Origin of the sequence: Bartonella jaculi, assembly GCF_039543045.1 — a bacterium.
In the GTDB taxonomy this organism is placed as follows: Bacteria; Pseudomonadota; Alphaproteobacteria; order Rhizobiales; family Rhizobiaceae; genus Bartonella; species Bartonella jaculi.
Window position 1 is genome coordinate 29902 of the sequence record NZ_BAABIZ010000008.1, and the last position, 15811, is coordinate 45712.

Annotated in this window: 15 protein-coding genes and 1 pseudogene; 14 read left to right on the forward strand and 2 right to left on the reverse strand. The window is 41.6% G+C overall.

The annotated features are described in order from the left end of the window. Window positions 1-129 precede the first annotated feature (129 nt). From ABD915_RS04825 to ABD915_RS04880, 12 genes are all read left to right on the forward strand, one after another. Window positions 130-444, forward strand: coding sequence for a type IV secretion system protein VirB7 (locus tag ABD915_RS04825; protein ID WP_345115925.1), 315 nt, complete (start codon window positions 130-132; stop codon window positions 442-444). Beyond that, complete coding sequence (locus ABD915_RS04830; RefSeq protein WP_345116015.1) at window positions 398-1102, forward strand: VirB8 family type IV secretion system protein; 705 nt, start codon at window positions 398-400, stop codon at window positions 1100-1102. Before ABD915_RS04825 ends, ABD915_RS04830 begins: the two co-directional genes overlap by 47 nt. Further along, a complete protein-coding gene (virB9, locus tag ABD915_RS04835) occupies window positions 1099-1965 on the forward strand; it encodes a P-type conjugative transfer protein VirB9 (protein ID WP_345115928.1) in 867 nt (288 codons plus the stop codon). Before ABD915_RS04830 ends, virB9 begins: the two co-directional genes overlap by 4 nt. Continuing rightward, window positions 1958-3115: a type IV secretion system protein VirB10 gene (gene virB10, locus ABD915_RS04840; protein WP_345115931.1), complete on the forward strand. Its 1158-nt coding sequence runs from the start codon at window positions 1958-1960 to the stop codon at window positions 3113-3115. The genes virB9 and virB10 overlap by 8 nt, the downstream gene beginning before the upstream one ends. After that, window positions 3112-4182, forward strand: coding sequence for a P-type DNA transfer ATPase VirB11 (gene virB11, locus ABD915_RS04845; protein ID WP_345115934.1), 1071 nt, complete (start codon window positions 3112-3114; stop codon window positions 4180-4182). Before virB10 ends, virB11 begins: the two co-directional genes overlap by 4 nt. Before the next feature lie 66 nt (window positions 4183-4248). Further along, on the forward strand, window positions 4249-4455 hold the full coding sequence (locus ABD915_RS04850; RefSeq protein ID WP_345115936.1) for an antitoxin VbhA family protein: 207 nt from the start codon (window positions 4249-4251) through the stop codon (window positions 4453-4455). A gap of 10 nt (window positions 4456-4465) precedes the next feature. After that, window positions 4466-6088 (forward strand): BID domain-containing T4SS effector, encoded by a 1623-nt coding sequence (locus ABD915_RS04855; protein ID WP_345115938.1) that lies wholly within the window; start codon window positions 4466-4468, stop codon window positions 6086-6088. Window positions 6089-6241: 153 nt separating this feature from the next. After that, on the forward strand, window positions 6242-8161 hold the full coding sequence (gene traG, locus ABD915_RS04860) for a Ti-type conjugative transfer system protein TraG (RefSeq protein WP_345115941.1): 1920 nt from the start codon (window positions 6242-6244) through the stop codon (window positions 8159-8161). Between the two features lie 106 nt (window positions 8162-8267). Next, window positions 8268-8825 (forward strand): hypothetical protein, encoded by a 558-nt coding sequence (locus ABD915_RS04865; protein ID WP_345115943.1) that lies wholly within the window; start codon window positions 8268-8270, stop codon window positions 8823-8825. After that, the gene (locus ABD915_RS04870) at window positions 8819-10417 is read left to right on the forward strand and encodes a BID domain-containing T4SS effector (RefSeq protein WP_345115946.1); all 1599 of its coding nucleotides are present in this window, start codon (window positions 8819-8821) and stop codon (window positions 10415-10417) included. Before ABD915_RS04865 ends, ABD915_RS04870 begins: the two co-directional genes overlap by 7 nt. A gap of 314 nt (window positions 10418-10731) precedes the next feature. After that, window positions 10732-12450, forward strand: coding sequence for a BID domain-containing T4SS effector (locus ABD915_RS04875; protein ID WP_345115949.1), 1719 nt, complete (start codon window positions 10732-10734; stop codon window positions 12448-12450). A gap of 330 nt (window positions 12451-12780) precedes the next feature. Continuing rightward, window positions 12781-13887, forward strand: coding sequence for a BID domain-containing T4SS effector (locus ABD915_RS04880; protein ID WP_345115952.1), 1107 nt, complete (start codon window positions 12781-12783; stop codon window positions 13885-13887). A gap of 386 nt (window positions 13888-14273) precedes the next feature. Here ABD915_RS04880 and ABD915_RS04885 read toward each other — a convergent pair whose 3' ends face one another. Both ABD915_RS04885 and ABD915_RS04890 read right to left on the reverse strand, forming a co-directional pair. Continuing rightward, window positions 14274-14576, reverse strand: a complete 303-nt coding sequence (locus ABD915_RS04885) for a hypothetical protein (RefSeq protein WP_345115955.1) — start codon at window positions 14574-14576, stop codon at window positions 14274-14276. Window positions 14577-14662: 86 nt separating this feature from the next. Beyond that, window positions 14663-14854: a hypothetical protein gene (locus ABD915_RS04890; RefSeq protein ID WP_345115957.1), complete on the reverse strand. Its 192-nt coding sequence runs from the start codon at window positions 14852-14854 to the stop codon at window positions 14663-14665. A 172-nt stretch (window positions 14855-15026) separates the two neighbouring features. Here ABD915_RS04890 and ABD915_RS04895 point away from each other — a divergent pair, with 172 nt between their 5' ends. Continuing rightward, a complete protein-coding gene (locus ABD915_RS04895; protein ID WP_345115962.1) occupies window positions 15027-15149 on the forward strand; it encodes a hypothetical protein in 123 nt (40 codons plus the stop codon). Window positions 15150-15498: 349 nt separating this feature from the next. Next, a pseudogene (locus ABD915_RS04900) lies at window positions 15499-15811 on the forward strand (BID domain-containing T4SS effector); the annotation flags it as partial.

The window sequence follows — 15811 nt, forward strand, 5'->3', positions numbered from 1 at the left end:
GGATATCACGTAAAAAACTTCATATTCCTCATTACACAAGACCACTCAAAGTTTTTCAGCACGCGCTTTTGTGAAGTTTTTCAAAGCAAAAAGCCCTCATGCATCATATCCTAAATGTGAGCTCAAAAGATGAAACGAAAAATATCTTTTTTTGTGATCCTATCCATTATCCTTACCGGCTGTGCCTCTCTGAGTGGCCCCAAAAAACCACCACGATGTAATGGCAAACAGACCCGTGCTTTAAATAGAGATAAATGGGATTGGGACAATAAAAATTACATCCTACAAGAGAAAATCGTAAAGCCGATTACGACCCCCATCATCCTCAATACTTTGGAAAGTGAAAAAGCAAAAGCCGATGTGAGGCTTAATACAGCTTTATTGAATTCGCTAAACCATAAAACGCTCTCTGATAACTCTGTGGAGGCCACGCGTGAAAAGTGATGCATTTGACGAATATGTAAAAGAAGCACGCTCATTCGATATTGATCGCATGCATGGTATGCGGATACGAATGAAAGTTGCCATGGCTTTGACGGTACTTTTTGGCTTAATGACAATCGCCTTAGCTTTAGCTGTGGCAGCATTAACCCCCTTAAAAACCGTAGAACCCTTTGTAATCCGCGTTGATAATTCAACAGGTATAGTTGAGACGGTGAGTGCCCTAAAAGAATCTCCTAACGACTATGATGAAGCGATAACACGTTATTTTGCCAGCAAATATGTTCGTGCCCGCGAAGGATATCAGGCATCAGAAGCAGAAAATAATTTTCGTTTAATTTCTCTTTTATCTTCTCCAGGAGAACAAAGTCGTTTTGCAAAGTGGTATGCGGGGAACAATCCAGAAAGTCCGCAAAATATCTATCAAAACGCGACTGCTATGGTCACGATCAAATCCATCTCCTTTCTAAGCAAAGATCTTATTCAAGTGCGTTATTACAAAACGGTCAGAGAATTGAATGGAAAAGAAAACATTTCGCATTGGGTTTCGATTTTAAACTTTTTCTACATTAATGCACAGATTTCAACAACGGATCGCTTAATCAATCCTCTTGGCTTTCAAGTTTTGGAATATAGATCCGATCCAGAGGTGATAAAATGATCAGAATTTCAAAAACAATCTTTTTCACTTTCATTGTTGCAATGCTCGGCCATACAGTCCCGTTATTTGCTGAAACGGCACCTGTAAGTGCACGCCAAGACAACCGCATTAGATTTGTTAATTATGACCCTCATAATGTCGTACAAGTGATTGGATCTATTCGTTCTTCAGTTCAAATTGAATTTGCTGACGATGAAGAAGTTGCCTATGTAGGAATTGGTAATTCCGTTGCTTGGCAAGTTGCACCAGCGGGTCACTTTGTGTTTCTAAAACCACGTGAAGTTCAACCCATTACCAATTTACAAATTGTAACAAACCGTCAAGATGGAACACAACGGTCTTATCAGTTTGAACTGCAAGTGCGTGCAGGCGATGTTTCAGCAGGCAATGAGACATATTTTCTGGTGAAGTTTCGTTATCCAGAAGATGAAGCCTTGCGTAAGAAATTAGCTGAAGCAGCAAAAGCCGCACAGCGCGAAGAAAACTTTGTCAATGATATTTTAAACACCCATGAAGATTTTGGACCACGCAATTGGGCTTATGAAGCACAAGGTTCGCCCCTCATTGAACCTGCTTATGTCTATGATAATGGCAAAACAACAACCTTTACATTTTTAGGCAATATCGAAATCCCAGCCATTTACCTTGTCTCATCTGATGGGCAAGAATCTCTGGTTCCAAAATCGATTAAAGGCAATAAGGTCATTGTTCATGCCACGGCTGCGCGATTTACTTTGCGTCGTGGAAACGACGTGCTGTGTATCTTCAATAAAAGGTTTGTGCCGGAAGGAATTAACCCTGAAACGGGTACAACATCACCTTCTGTACAACGCAAAGTGAACATAGGAAACAGCCATGAATGACGAAATGGATGAAAAAAACATCAATGATCGCGATACGATAAAAGACGCTCAAGGGAGAAAACAACATAGCAATGTAGGAAAAGGAGCGACTCTTGTTGTTCTTTTTGGTGTCTGTATTTATTTAGCATATTCAACACTTGCCACAGACAAAAAACAACCTGTTGAACAGCCAAAAGAAGGCATTATTAAGCAAACAGAAATTTTCCGCCCTGCACAGCCTAAGCCTATATCTCTTGAACAACCCCAAGAAAATGACGCTCTGTTGCCAAAGGTTGAGCTACCAACACCCACAAATCAGATACAGTCTGATGATACACTCTTGGAAGCAGCACAACGTGCTCCTGTATTAGCCTATGCGAATACACAACAAAATCAAAAAAACGTCCAAAAAGCTGATGGTGTTTTGCTGAACAAAATCGACAACAAGCCTGATGAAACAGCACAACGTTTTAATCATCTTCTCAAGCCAACAACGCTTGAAGGGGTTCGTGCTTCAACACTTGGCAATCGAAACTACATCATCACAATGGGCACTTCCATTCCCTGTATCTTAGAAACAGCGATCAACAGTGACCAACAAGGCTTCACCAGTTGTATCATCTCCAGAGATATTTTATCAGACAATGGTCGCGTTGTCCTCCTTGATAAAGGTACGCAAATTATTGGCGAATATCGCGCTGGATTGAAAAAAGGACAAAAGCGTCTCTTTGTGCTATGGAATAGAGCAAAAACACCAAATGGTGTCATTATAACACTAGCTTCACCAGCGGCAGATTCCTTAGGACGTTCTGGTCTTGACGGCGATGTTGATAATCATTGGTTTGAGAGGATTGGATCTGCGCTTCTTGTATCCATTGTCAAAGATGCTACCAGCTATGCGAAAGACCGTTTTTTACCAAAAGGCTCAGATAAAAAAGACTCTGAATCAGTCTCTGCGGGACAAAATATTGCAAATATTCTCGTAGAAAATTACGCCAATATTTCTCCAACATTGACCAAAAACCAAGGCGAACTGGTCAATGTTTTTGTTGCCCGTGATTTAGATTTTTCCAATGTTTATAAATTGAAAGTCATCGAAAATAAAAAACAGATTACCAATCGAGCACTTTCAAGAAACTTTTATAAAAATTCTTCAGTGACTTTGAAATGAGAGAAAACCTATACAAGTTGAATGATGAAACTGTTGCAATTGTTTTAACAAAACTTGAACCAATCAGTGCTTTTCTGAAAGATGACAAACTGTTTGAAATTGTCATTAATCGTCCCTATCAAGTAATGACTGAAGGGAGCGATGGCTGGAAAACAATAGAAGCACCAGCCCTCTCATTTAATGAGCTTATGGGTATTGCGAAAGTTGTGGCTTCCTATTCTAAGCAAAATATATCCGACAAAAATCCAATATTATCGGCGACCCTACCGAATAATGAACGTATTCAAATTGTCATTCCTCCCGCGGTGGAAAAAGATACGATCAGTATGACAATTCGCAAACCATCATCGCACAGTTTCTCTCTTGAAGAATTAGCAAATAAAGGTCTTTTTTCACTGTGTGAACAAGTATCATTCACGCCATTGAATGATTATCGATCGCGTTTTAACGAACTCAAAAACATTGAGCATGGCTTGACAGCCGCTTACTGCAATAAGGACTTTGTCTCTTTTTTAAATCAGGCTGTAAAATGCCAAAAAAATATTTTGATTTCTGGAAAAACCGGCTCTGGTAAGACAACGTTGTCAAAAGCATTAATCTCTAGAATTCCTCAGGATGAGCGTATTATCACCATTGAAGATACACAAGAATTGGTTGTATCACAACCAAACCATGTCTCTATGATCTATTCAAAAGATGGGCAGGGCTTAGCCTCTGTTGGTCCTAAAGAATTGCTTGAATCTGCTTTACGGATGCGTCCTGACCGCATTCTTTTACAAGAGCTTCGAGATGGTACAGCCTTTTATTATATCCGCAACGTTAATTCAGGTCATCCAGGTTCGATTACTACAGTTCACGCGTCAACAGCACTTGCTGCCTTTGAGCAAATGACTCTTTTGGTCAAAGAAAGTGAAGGTGGAAGCGATCTAGAGCGAGATGACATTCGGGGTCTGTTGATTTCGATGATTGATATCATCATTCAATGCAAACGGGTTGAAGGAAAATTTAAAGTCACAGAAATTTACTATGACCCATTCAAACAACGAAACATCTTTGGGGGGAATTAAATGAAGATTACACCTACTCAAAAGGCTTTTTAAGGCAACTTATGAAAAGTAGGAAAGGAAAAATAAATGGAAACAAAGACAATAGAAAATCTTTCATCAGTTACGCCAGAAGAATTGAAAAAACGCCGCGAAGCGGTTGACGCAGTCATCAGCACCCATACCCTTGAGGGCATCACACTCCATCCTAAAACGCTCGAAATTTTAGAACGATATGCGAGGGGAGATACCTCACTAAAAGAATTTAATACTCTTATGAACAACGCCATATTGTAAGGAGCTCGTTATGCCAAAAGCAAAAGCAAAAACAAGAGGAACCCCCTTACCCCACAATTATCTCTATTCTGGTACCCAAATACTCAAAAATAAATATGGAGAAAAAGATTTAAAACTTTTTCTGGAAAAATGTTCTTATGATAGAGAGCAGGCAACAGAAGCTCTGCGTGAAGAAGAGCTGCCAGAATATTTTGATGCTACCTATCTATGCCATATCCATCGACAATTGTTTATAAATACATTTGAATGGGCTGGGTGCCTCCGCACTGTTCCCTTCACATTTGCAGACGATAGTCTTGCCGCCATGCCAGAAATGAAAAGAACGGAATGGGATCATGATTTTGTAAGCGGTAAGGACATCCTTGAAAACTTACAAAAATTAGAGAAAACGCTTGCCGAAAAAGACAATTTGCAAGGCTTAACACGCGAAGAATTTATCTCTGAAGCAGTAGAAATATTGATCTCTCTCAAAAAGATACACCCCTTCATAGATGGCAATGAATACACAGCACACTTCTTTTTGGAAACTCTTGCCAAAGCAGCAGGACATCAGCTGGACTTCTCCCTTATAACACAAGAACGCATGATGACTGCCTATAGCGAAGCATTAGAATATGGCAACAAACAACCGATGAGAGATCTTTTTGAAGATATCTCCAATCCAGAAAAAATTCGTGTTTTAAAGGAATTCATGAACAACGCAAAAGGAAGCGGGCTTGATGTTAATAGTCACCTTGTTATGGCTGCAAAGGAAGGTAAAACTTACACAGGGATCTATGAAGGTGCTAGTCATGAAGGCTTTGTGCTCGGTGCACAAGGTACTTACATCATCGGCAAAAAAGATGATCTCACACCAGAACAAATAAAAACATTAAAACTCGGTGATCCACTTACTTTTACCTCAAAAAAAACCGAAGACCTTGAAAAAATTCTCATCCCCAAAGAAACATTAGCACCTCTAACAAAAAGTGAATTTTACGGAAAGCTTGTGGTAAGTAACCATATCTCCACAGCTCGAGAGCGAATTCAATATTTATCAAAAATTATTTATGACAGCTCAGAAGCATTAAACAAACAAATGGAAGAGATTCTTGAAAATCCAGACTTAGGCCGACAGCACGCCGAACAGATTAAAAAGGCTCCTTACTCTGTTTCTCATCTTGCAGGTTTCAACCTCTTTTTCTTTAAAAGTAAAGCGCGTGCAAATGCTGAAGAGCATGTTCAGTTACTTCACGCTGCAATTATGAATTATGCGCATACTGTAAAATATATGCATCATGCAATCATTCAAGAACATCAAATGACACAAGAACGTCGCGCAGTAGAGACGCCGAGTAAAGACTTGCAAAATCTTTTTTGCTTATCACCGGCACAACAAAGAGAAGTCTTGTCTCAAAATCCTCATTTGTACGGAGAACTCCGCTCTTTTGTAGTCAAGTTAGAGCATCGCCTCTCAGCAGACGAATATAGAGCGATCAAACACAATGATCATGAAACACTCGCGAAAAGTCTTGGTGTCTCAGAACATAAAGCAAAAGAAATTAGCAACACTGTTCAAAAGGCCAAAGAAGCACATAATCAAGCCTACGCACACGCCCTAAATCGCTCAAATGCGCTCGCTATGGCCAGCTAAAAGTATGGGGCATTTTGCCTTCATTTAAACGTTCATGGGCAGAGATATTTGATACTCCACCGCTCATGGAAAAAGGAATGTTTAACACCATATCACCTATTTTAGAGATATCATTTTACAAGGTTCCTTGATAAAATCGAAAGTAAGACAAAAATGAAATATACCAAAACGCAACTGGTGATTATTTTAGTACCTATCGCTTTAGGCGCTTTAACGATATTTCTCGTTCCTCATTTGTTGTGGTTTGCCACCAATGGCCTACAAGGCAATCAAATTTATTGGTATCTTCGCTCAAAACCTTTCTTGGAGCTGGTCTTGGTTGCTGCTGTATCATTGTTTTACACCTTATCGCAAAAACTGTATCTGCGCAAAGCGATCACGCTTACCTCAGCTATTTTTTTTGGGATCACTGCTCTTTACCATATTAGCAGTGAAATAAAACGCTTAAGTCCCTATGTTGGTCAACAAGGGATAACTTGGAGCTACGCTTTAAAGTTTATGGATCCCATGGTTATCTTTGGCATCATCACCGGCATTTTTCTTTTAGCCATTCAAGTCATCATAACCTCTCCACGCACAAACAAAGTCAAACGTGCCAAAAAAGGAATTTTTGGTGATGCCGCATGGATGAAATTAAGAGATGCAGCCAAAATCTTTCCGGCGAATGGTCAAATTGTTGTGGGAGAAAGGTACCGTGTTGATCAAGACAGTGTGCGCAATATTCCCTTTGCACCTGGCAATAAAACAACATGGGGAAAGGGAGGAAAAGCCCCTTTGCTTACCTTTAATCTTGATTTTGGTTCAACCCACATGATCTTTTTTGCCGGTTCTGGTGGATATAAAACAACAAGTACAGTTGTTCCAACATGTTTAACATATCCAGGCTCTGTTATTTGTCTTGATCCTTCAACAGAAGTTGCGCCAATGGTCAAATTTGCGCGTAAAAAAATGGGCAATAGGAATGTTATCGTTCTTGATCCCAATTCAGTATTGACAAAAAATTTTAATGTACTCGATTGGCTTTTAGATGATAGCGTCCCACGTACACAACGTGAAGCCAATATTGTGGGTTTTTCTAAATTACTCCTTACGGATAAAAAATCAGATAATTCTTCGGCAGAATACTTTTCGACACAAGCGCATAATCTTTTAACGGCTCTTCTTGCACATGTCATATTTTCTGATGAATATGAAGAGCATGAGCGTAATTTAAAAACATTGCGCGGAATTTTATCTCAGTCAGAAACGGCTGTTGTGAATCAATTGCGCATGATTCAAGAAACAACACCTTCTCCTTTTATTCGTGAAATGGTCGGTATTTTCACGGAAATGGCAGAGCAAACTTTTTCAGGGGTGTATACGACTGCATCAAAAGATACCCAGTGGCTTTCTTTATCCAATTATGCTGATCTTGTCTGTGGGAATGATTTTGCATCATCAGATATCACAAACGGGAATACAGATGTTTTTCTCAATCTCCCCGCAAGCATTCTGAATAGCTATCCCGCGATTGGACGCGTGATTATTGGCGCCTTTTTAAATGCCATGATTACAGCTGACGGGAACTACAAAAAGCGTGTTTTGTTTGTTTTGGATGAAGTTGATCTTCTTGGCTATATGAATATTTTAGAAGAAGCGCGTGATCGAGGTCGTAAATATGGCACATCCTTGATGCTTTTTTATCAATCCTTTGGACAGTTAGTCAACCACTTTGGAGAAACAGGAGCGCGTTCATGGTTTGAAAGCTGCTCTTTTGTAAGTTACGCCGCCATTAAAGACTTTCAAACAGCCAAAGATATTTCAGAGCGCTGTGGTCAAATGACCGTTGAAGTAGCTGGAATAAGCAAATCGAGAGGCTTAGCTTTAGGAAAGAGCTCTTACAACATTAATTATCAACAAAGAGCCCTGATTTTACCTCATGAAATTATTCAAGAGATGCGCCAAGATGAACAAATTATTCTTATGCAAGGGTATCCCCCTTTACGATGTGGTCGGGCGATCTATTTTAGACGAAAAGAGATGTTAGCCACTGCTCAAAAGAACCGTTTTGCTCCACAAGCAAAGAAGAACTGAAAAAATATCCTCCTATGGGGATTGCACACCAAAACATTAACAACAGCATAAAAGGTAAAAAGCATAGATTTTTTTTCACAAAATCCCGTTCGAAAGGAGTTTTCGCATGAGCAATTCCCAAACACATGCTGGAGAAAAATCCTTGACGGGTGCTTTTATGCGTGTGCTTACCCGCTCTAACGCTCTTTGTAAAGAGTTCAAAAACAATCAAACAATCAATAAGGCGCCTGTCTACCTTATTCACATTTTACCCCCCCAGCAAGAGACTATTGAAGACAGCTATGTGGGAAGCAAAGCGCCAGAAAGCCTAGAAGACACTGTTATTTATGAAAATAATAAAAAATGGAGAGGGTACAGCAGAGAGGCTTTGCAAAAACAGACTCAAAAAGAACTCACAACACATTTCCAAAAGAAATTTGCAGCACAACCATACAAACAGACCGTTTTGCATCTCTCTCGGCAGAAGAGTTACAAAAGTGCTTCGAGGCATTTGATACAGCCATTAGTACCTTATGCCCTTAAGGGGATGACACTGGAGGGAATGGATAGTTCCTCCCAAGATGCTCTAAATCTCAAAAGAATATGCAAAAGGGGGAATTTTTCACACAAAGAGTTAAACACTCTCATGAACCACCCTATCCTCCAAGGAGATATCCTATGTTAGAGCAAAATTATCTCTATAAAAAGAGCAAAACATTGAAAAATAAATACGGCATAAAAGACCCACACCGACTGTACAAGCGTTGTGCCCATGACACAGCCAGAGCGGCTGTGAATTTTCGCCATGAACCACTACCACAAAAATTTGATACCGCCTATCTAAAATTAATTCACTGGAGCCTTTTCTATAACACTTTTGAATGGGCGGGTCATATGCGTGATCAAGCCTTTACCTTTGCAGATGGCACCATAGCGCGTATGCCTGCTATGCGCCCTAAAGGTTATGATGTTCCTTTTGCCATCGGTCCACAAATTCAAAAAGAACTAAAAGCATTAGAGCAAATGCTTAGTTCCAAGAATAATCTCCAAGGCTTGTCATGCCAAGAGTTTGCTGAAAATGCTGCTGAAGTGTTTATAATTCTCGATCATGCACACCCTTTCAGAAAAGGCAATGGGCGCGTGCAACGGATGTTTATGGAAAAACTTGGGCAAGCTGCCGGCCATACAATTGACTTTTCTTGTACTACAAAAGAACGCCTGACACTAGCCAGTATTGAAGCAATGCAACATGGTAATCCGCAACCGATAAAAGATCTTTTTGAGGATATCACTCATCCCCAAAAATCACTTATTTTAAAAGAATTTATCTTACAAATGAAAAGCGCTGGGCTTGATGAGATCAATAATTGTGTTGTCGTAGCAGCAAAAGAAGGTGCGTCCTACGAGGGCATCTTGAGAGGGATGAGCGCAGAAGGTTTTGTCATGGAGGTGGAAGGTGGTTTCGTCGTCGGTCACAAAGATGACCTCTCCCCAGAACAAGTGAAAACATTACAAAATGGTGATCCCCTCTCCTTCCAGAAAAGTAAAGTCCACAACCTGAAAGAAATGTTGATTCCAAAAGAGAGATTAGCACCTCTCACCAATGCGGCGCTTGCTGAAAAGCTGGCAAATAATTCTGGTGTTGAATCCTATCGCCATGCAGTCGAGCGTTTATCAAAAACCATTTATGGCAATGCACGGGCACTAAACGAAACAATGGAGGCGATCGCTATAGATCCAAGCTTGTGCGCACAGTTTTCTGAACAAATTATTCAAAATCCTCAATCCATTTGTAAGCTCGCGGGAAGGAAAATGCTTGGTATGAAAAGCCCCGCGCGCCGACATGCGAAAGAAGCTGTTCCACGGCTGGTTGAAGCACTTCAAAGTTATGCCGATATGACACATCAGATAATGACTGACATCATAGAGCAACACGAAAAAGAACAAAATCGCTTGAGCCATTCTGTCGAAAGACCAGAGAGAAATTTGCAAAATCTTTTTTCCCTATCACCGGCACAACAAAGGGAAGCCTTGTGCCATTCTCCTACTCTGCGACAAGAACTGCATGTTTACCTACGTAAATTACACGATCGTTTATCAACAGAGGAGCGAAAAGCCATACAGGAAAAAGATTATACCAGACTTTCTTGCATGCTTGGTATATCGGAAAGCAAAGCAAAAGAGATTGCTGATGTCATGAAACACACCAAAGAAGCATATTGTCAGATGCGTACCCTCACAGTCAATCGCTCCTCATCAATGGCTCTTACGGGCTAAACACGAAAGCGGCTTTGGCTTTTCATCTGCTTTTTGGAAGTCAATCATTTTGTATGGATTGTGTAACAAGATGTTACAAAACACTACAAAAAAGAGCGCTCAAAATCCCCTTCGTAATTTTATATAACTGATTGATAAAATTTCATAAAAAAACTGTATAAAAGTCATAAATATCGATTACGGTAGCTGTGAATAGCGGAGGATCTTTGGAGACCATTCAAATGAACATCCTCCTTTATATAACAGCTATCAAAGCATAAAGGTGGAGAGTGCAGGAAGAGGTTTTCTACAACAGTTCTTGAAAGGAAACATGCATGAAAAAAAATCAATCCCCCCCTTCTCCAAACCCTACGGAAGAATCAGAAGAACACCGTGAACAAGCTAAGGTAACCACCCCTAATCCAGAACAGCTCTATGCAACGGTTAATAAACCCAGAGAGACGCCCCCCCAAGACCCAGCAGAAACTGTCTATGCACCCCAACAACCATTTGGTGGTGTGGGTGGTTGGCAACCTCCCCAAGAACAAGTCCCCCCCTATGCAGTAACTGATCTGCTGACCCCAAATGGGAGGACACAACATCGGCACCTCGATAATCCCTCCTACAGAGGAAATGACGCGGGCGCAGAGGGCGAGGCCCCCCAACAACCAGAACCACATATCTATGAAGAAATTGATGAGGGTGCACAGGGAGGGCACTCCCCTCACCCCTCCACTCCAGAAACTATCTATGCAGAAATTGGTGAGAGCGCAAGTGGGCACTCTCTCCAACAACCAGAAGATCCTATCTATGAAGAAATTGGTGAGGGTGTACAGGGAGGGCACTCCCCTCACCCCTCCACTCCAGAAACTATCTATGAAGAAATTGGTGAGAGCGCAAGTGGGTACTCGCCTCCCCCTCCCACTCCAGAAACTATCTATGCAGAAATTGGTGAGAGCGCAAGTGGGTACTCCCCCCAACAACCAGAAGATCCTATCTATGAAGAAATGGGCATGGGAACGGGAATGCACTCCCCTCAAGGCCCCACTCCAGACACTATCTATGCCCCCCAACAACCACTAGGTGGTAGGGCTGCACGTGACTCTGTAGACCCCTATCACATAACTGATCTGCAGGAGAAAAATTGGGGAGAAGGCTACTATCAACGCCCCACAGAGCCTAACTATCAACACCCTACTTCAGCCCCTATCTATCAACACCCTACTTCAGCCCCTATCTATCAACACCCTACTTCAGCCCCTATCTATCAACACCCTACTTCAGCCCCTATCTATCAATACCCTACTTCAGCCCCTATCTATCAATACCCTACTTCAGAGCCTATCTATCAACGCCCCACGTCAAACCCTCTTTCTCCCCCCCCAAACCCACTGGATGGTGGAGGTGCGCGTGCTCAACAATCTCCCGAAGAACAAACATCCCCCTATGCAGTCACTGATCTGCAGACGCACAATTGGATGGCAAACTATCAAGAACAAACACCCCCCCTCTACGAACCAGTTGGTTTAGGAAGGCCCCCCCTCCCTCCAAGAACTCCACCAGGAAGTGTAATTACTACACAGCTTTCGAGCAACCAATCCTTCCAAGAGAGTGTGAAAAGAGTCCAACAATTGTGCACTGTTGTTTATGGTAACAAGCATGCTTTGGGTAATCAACTTGCCGAGATTCTTGACGATCCTGGGAAAGGAGAGAGAATCTCATCGGAGGTTGCAGAAAATCCTGAGGGTCCTCATAAACTTGCGGGTCAAAAATTATTGGGCATAAAAAGCCCAGATCGCAGAAAAGCTGAAGAGGCTGTGGGTCCCCTTTGTGCAGCTCTTGAAACATATACAGAGTCTGCAAAAAGACTACAGAATGATTTGACCCGTGAACAGGCAAGACAACAAGCCTATGAAAGGGGAGAACATCCAGAAAGAAGTGAACAAAGACGTCATCATCATCATCATCACGCAAGAGAGGAACGCCAGCATTCTCCAGAGCGCGAAGCACAACAACGCAAGGAAGAAGGCAAAAGAATGGCTTTTGCACTGTAACTAGACAACTGTAAATATACATAAACTTTTGTCTTTTATCGGATATCCTAGCGCAAATCATTTTGGAGGAATTGCGCTAGGTTTTTTTGCGCAATATTACGAAAAATACCCTTAAAAATCGCCTTCCGTAATTTTATATAACTTATTGATAAAATTTCATAAAAAAGCTGTATAAAAGACATAAACATCGGTTACAGTAGCTGTGAATAGCGGAGGATCTTTGGAGACCATTCAAATTGAACATCCTCCTTTATAGAGAAGCTATCAAAGCATAAAGGTGGAGAGTACACTAAAGAGGTTTTCTAAAACAATTCTTGAAAGGAAACATCCATGAAAAAAAATCAATCTTCCCCTTCTCTAAGCAATGTGAGTGGATTAAAAAAACGCTTTGAACAAACTCCCGAGGAAAACCCTATTCCAGAACCGGTCTATGCAAAAGTTAATAAATCGAACAGGACTTCTCCCAAACCACAACCAGAGGAAGTGCTTTACGCTGAGATTAACACAGGAGGAAGAGGCAGAGGGCAGCACCAACATAACCCAAGCGACCCTGTCTACGAGAATGTTAACACAGGCAGCAGAGGACAGCACCCACATGCTCCAGAAACTGTCTACGCTGAGATTAACACAGGAGGAAGAGGCAGAGGGCAGCACCAACATAACCCAAGCGACCCTGTCTACGCTGAGCTTAATATAGGAGGAGGAGGTAGAGGGCAGCACCAACGTAACCCAAGCGACTCTGACTACGAGAATGTTAACCCAAGAAGCAAAGGACAGCACCAACATAACCCAAGCGACCCTGTCTACGCTGAGCTTAATATAGGAGGAGGAGGTAGAGGGCAGCACCAACGTAACCCAAGCGACTCTGACTACGAGAATGTTACCCCAAGAGGCAGAGGGCAGCACCAGCATACCCCAGACACTGTCTATGCAACTGTAAAACAGGGAGGACCAACGTCACCTACTCACATGACGCTGAAAGATAAAGTTACTTCAGGTATTTTAAAAGATCCAGGCTTTCAAGGGCGTGTAGAAAGACTCCAGGGATTGTGCACCATTGTTTATGGTGATCAGCATGCTTTGAATACCCAACTTTCCGAGATTCTTGACAATCCTAGGAGAGGAGAAGAGATCTTACAGAACCTTATGGAAAATCCTAATAGTCCTGGTAAACTTGCGGGCCAAAAAATACTCGGCGTGAAAAGTCCAGATCGCAAAACGGCTGAAGAAGGTTTTAGTGTCCTTTGTGCAGTTCTTGAAGATCATGTGGAAGCTACACGAAAACTACACAAGGATCTTACCCGTGGTCTTACAAAACAGCAAGGTCATGAAAGAGATGCACACCATCATCATCACGAAAGACATGAACACCAACACTCTCCAAAGCAAGATATGCAAAGACATAGGGAAGAAAAAAGAATGGCTTTTGCGTTATAAGCGTGCATAAATAAGCTTTTACCTTTCATCGGATATCCTAGCGCAAATCATTTTATATGAATTGCGCTAAGTTTTTTGCGCAAAGTTTTATCAAAATAGACCCCGTAATATTCTATAACTTATTGATAAAACTTCATAAAAAAAGCTGTATAAAAGTCACAAATGTCGACTACGATAGCCACGAATAGCGCGCAATATTTGGAGGCAATTCAAATGGGAATCTTCCTTTCTATAAAGCTATCAAAGCATAAAGGTGGAAAGTGCACCAAAGAGGTCTTCTAAAAAATATTGAAAGGAAACAGACATGAAAAAACATCAATCATCCCCTTCTCAACGCTTTATGGATAAATTTCAACAACTCTTTCAACCAGCTAACGTAGGAGCCCCTAAACCAGAACACGAACCAATGGAGGTGGACGCAAATGGGAGGCAAACCGTCCCCCAAAAAGCAAATCCCCTCGACGAACCAATGGAGGTGGACGCGAATGGGAAGCAAACCTTCCCCCAAAAAGCAAATTCCCTCGACGAGCCAATGGAGGTGGACGCGAATGGGAAGCAAACCTTCCCCCAAAAAGCAAAACCCCTCGACGAGCCAATGGACGTGGACCCCAATAAGGGGAAAGGCTTCCCCAAAAAGCACCCCCCCTCGACGAACCGATGGACGTGGCCCCAATGAAAGGCTTCCCCAAAAAGCAAATCCCTCTACACAGGAGTTGGCTTAGGAAGGACAGCATCTCCTCCTTCATTTCCAAAAGATGAAGTTACTGCAAAGCTTTTAAAACAGGAAGACTTCCAAAAGGGTGTAAGAAAAGTCCAAAACTTGTATGTCACTGTTTATAATAACCCGCATGCTTTGGATCAACGACTTGCCAGGATTTTTTGCCAGGATTTTTTGCCAGGATTTTTTGCCAGGATTTTTTGAAAGTCCTCGGAAAGGAAGTGGTGTCTCATGGGGCATTACAGCCAATATTGAGGCTCCTTGTAAACTTGCTGGTAAAACAGCATGAGCATAAAAACCCAAAAACACCTACAAGCTGAAAACGCTTTTGCTTCCCTTTGTGCAGCTCTTGACGCGTATATGACAACTGCAAAAAGACTACACAAGGATTTTACCCGTAAACAGGCAAGACAACAAGCCCATGAAAGGGGAGAAAGTACACAAAAACGTTATCATCACACAAGATGAGAAACGCCAGCATTCTCCAGAGCGTGAAGCACAACAACGCAAAGAAGAAGGCAAAAAAATGGCTTTTGCACTGTAAATATATTGCACAGTAAATTTGCACTGTAAATATATATATAAGCTTTTGTCTTTTATCGGATATCCTAGCGCAAGTCATTTTAGAGAAATTGTGCGAGATTTTTTGTACAATGTTATGGAGAATATCCATCACCCCCCCTTATTTTCACCTAACTTATTGATAAAATTTCACAAAAAAACTTTATAAAAGACACAAATGTCAATTACGAGGGCGGTAAATAGCGCAAAGTCTTTGGAGATCATTCAAATTGATATTCCTTTGTATAAAAGCTATCAAAACCACAAAGGTGGAGAGAGCACCGGAGAGGTTTTCAAAAACAAATCTTTTAAAAGCTTAAAAGGAAAGATGTATGAAAAAAAGACACCCCTCCCCTCTTATAGCCAGCATAATGGAAAAATTTCAAGGACAGGAACAGCCTACCACAATACCATCTAACTCAAAAGTTACCCAAAAGGAGCAAAAATCATCTCCCCCCACCCCCCCAGAAAAAGTCGCAGAGACAAGAGTTCCCCCACCAAAACCGCCTCATATGGAAGACAGACAGCAAAGCAACACAACCGCACAAGACCATACCCCCACCCACGCAACACCTGCTCCACAAAGACCACCGCGCGCTAAAGACAGACAGCAAAGCAACACAACCGCACAAGACCATACCCCCA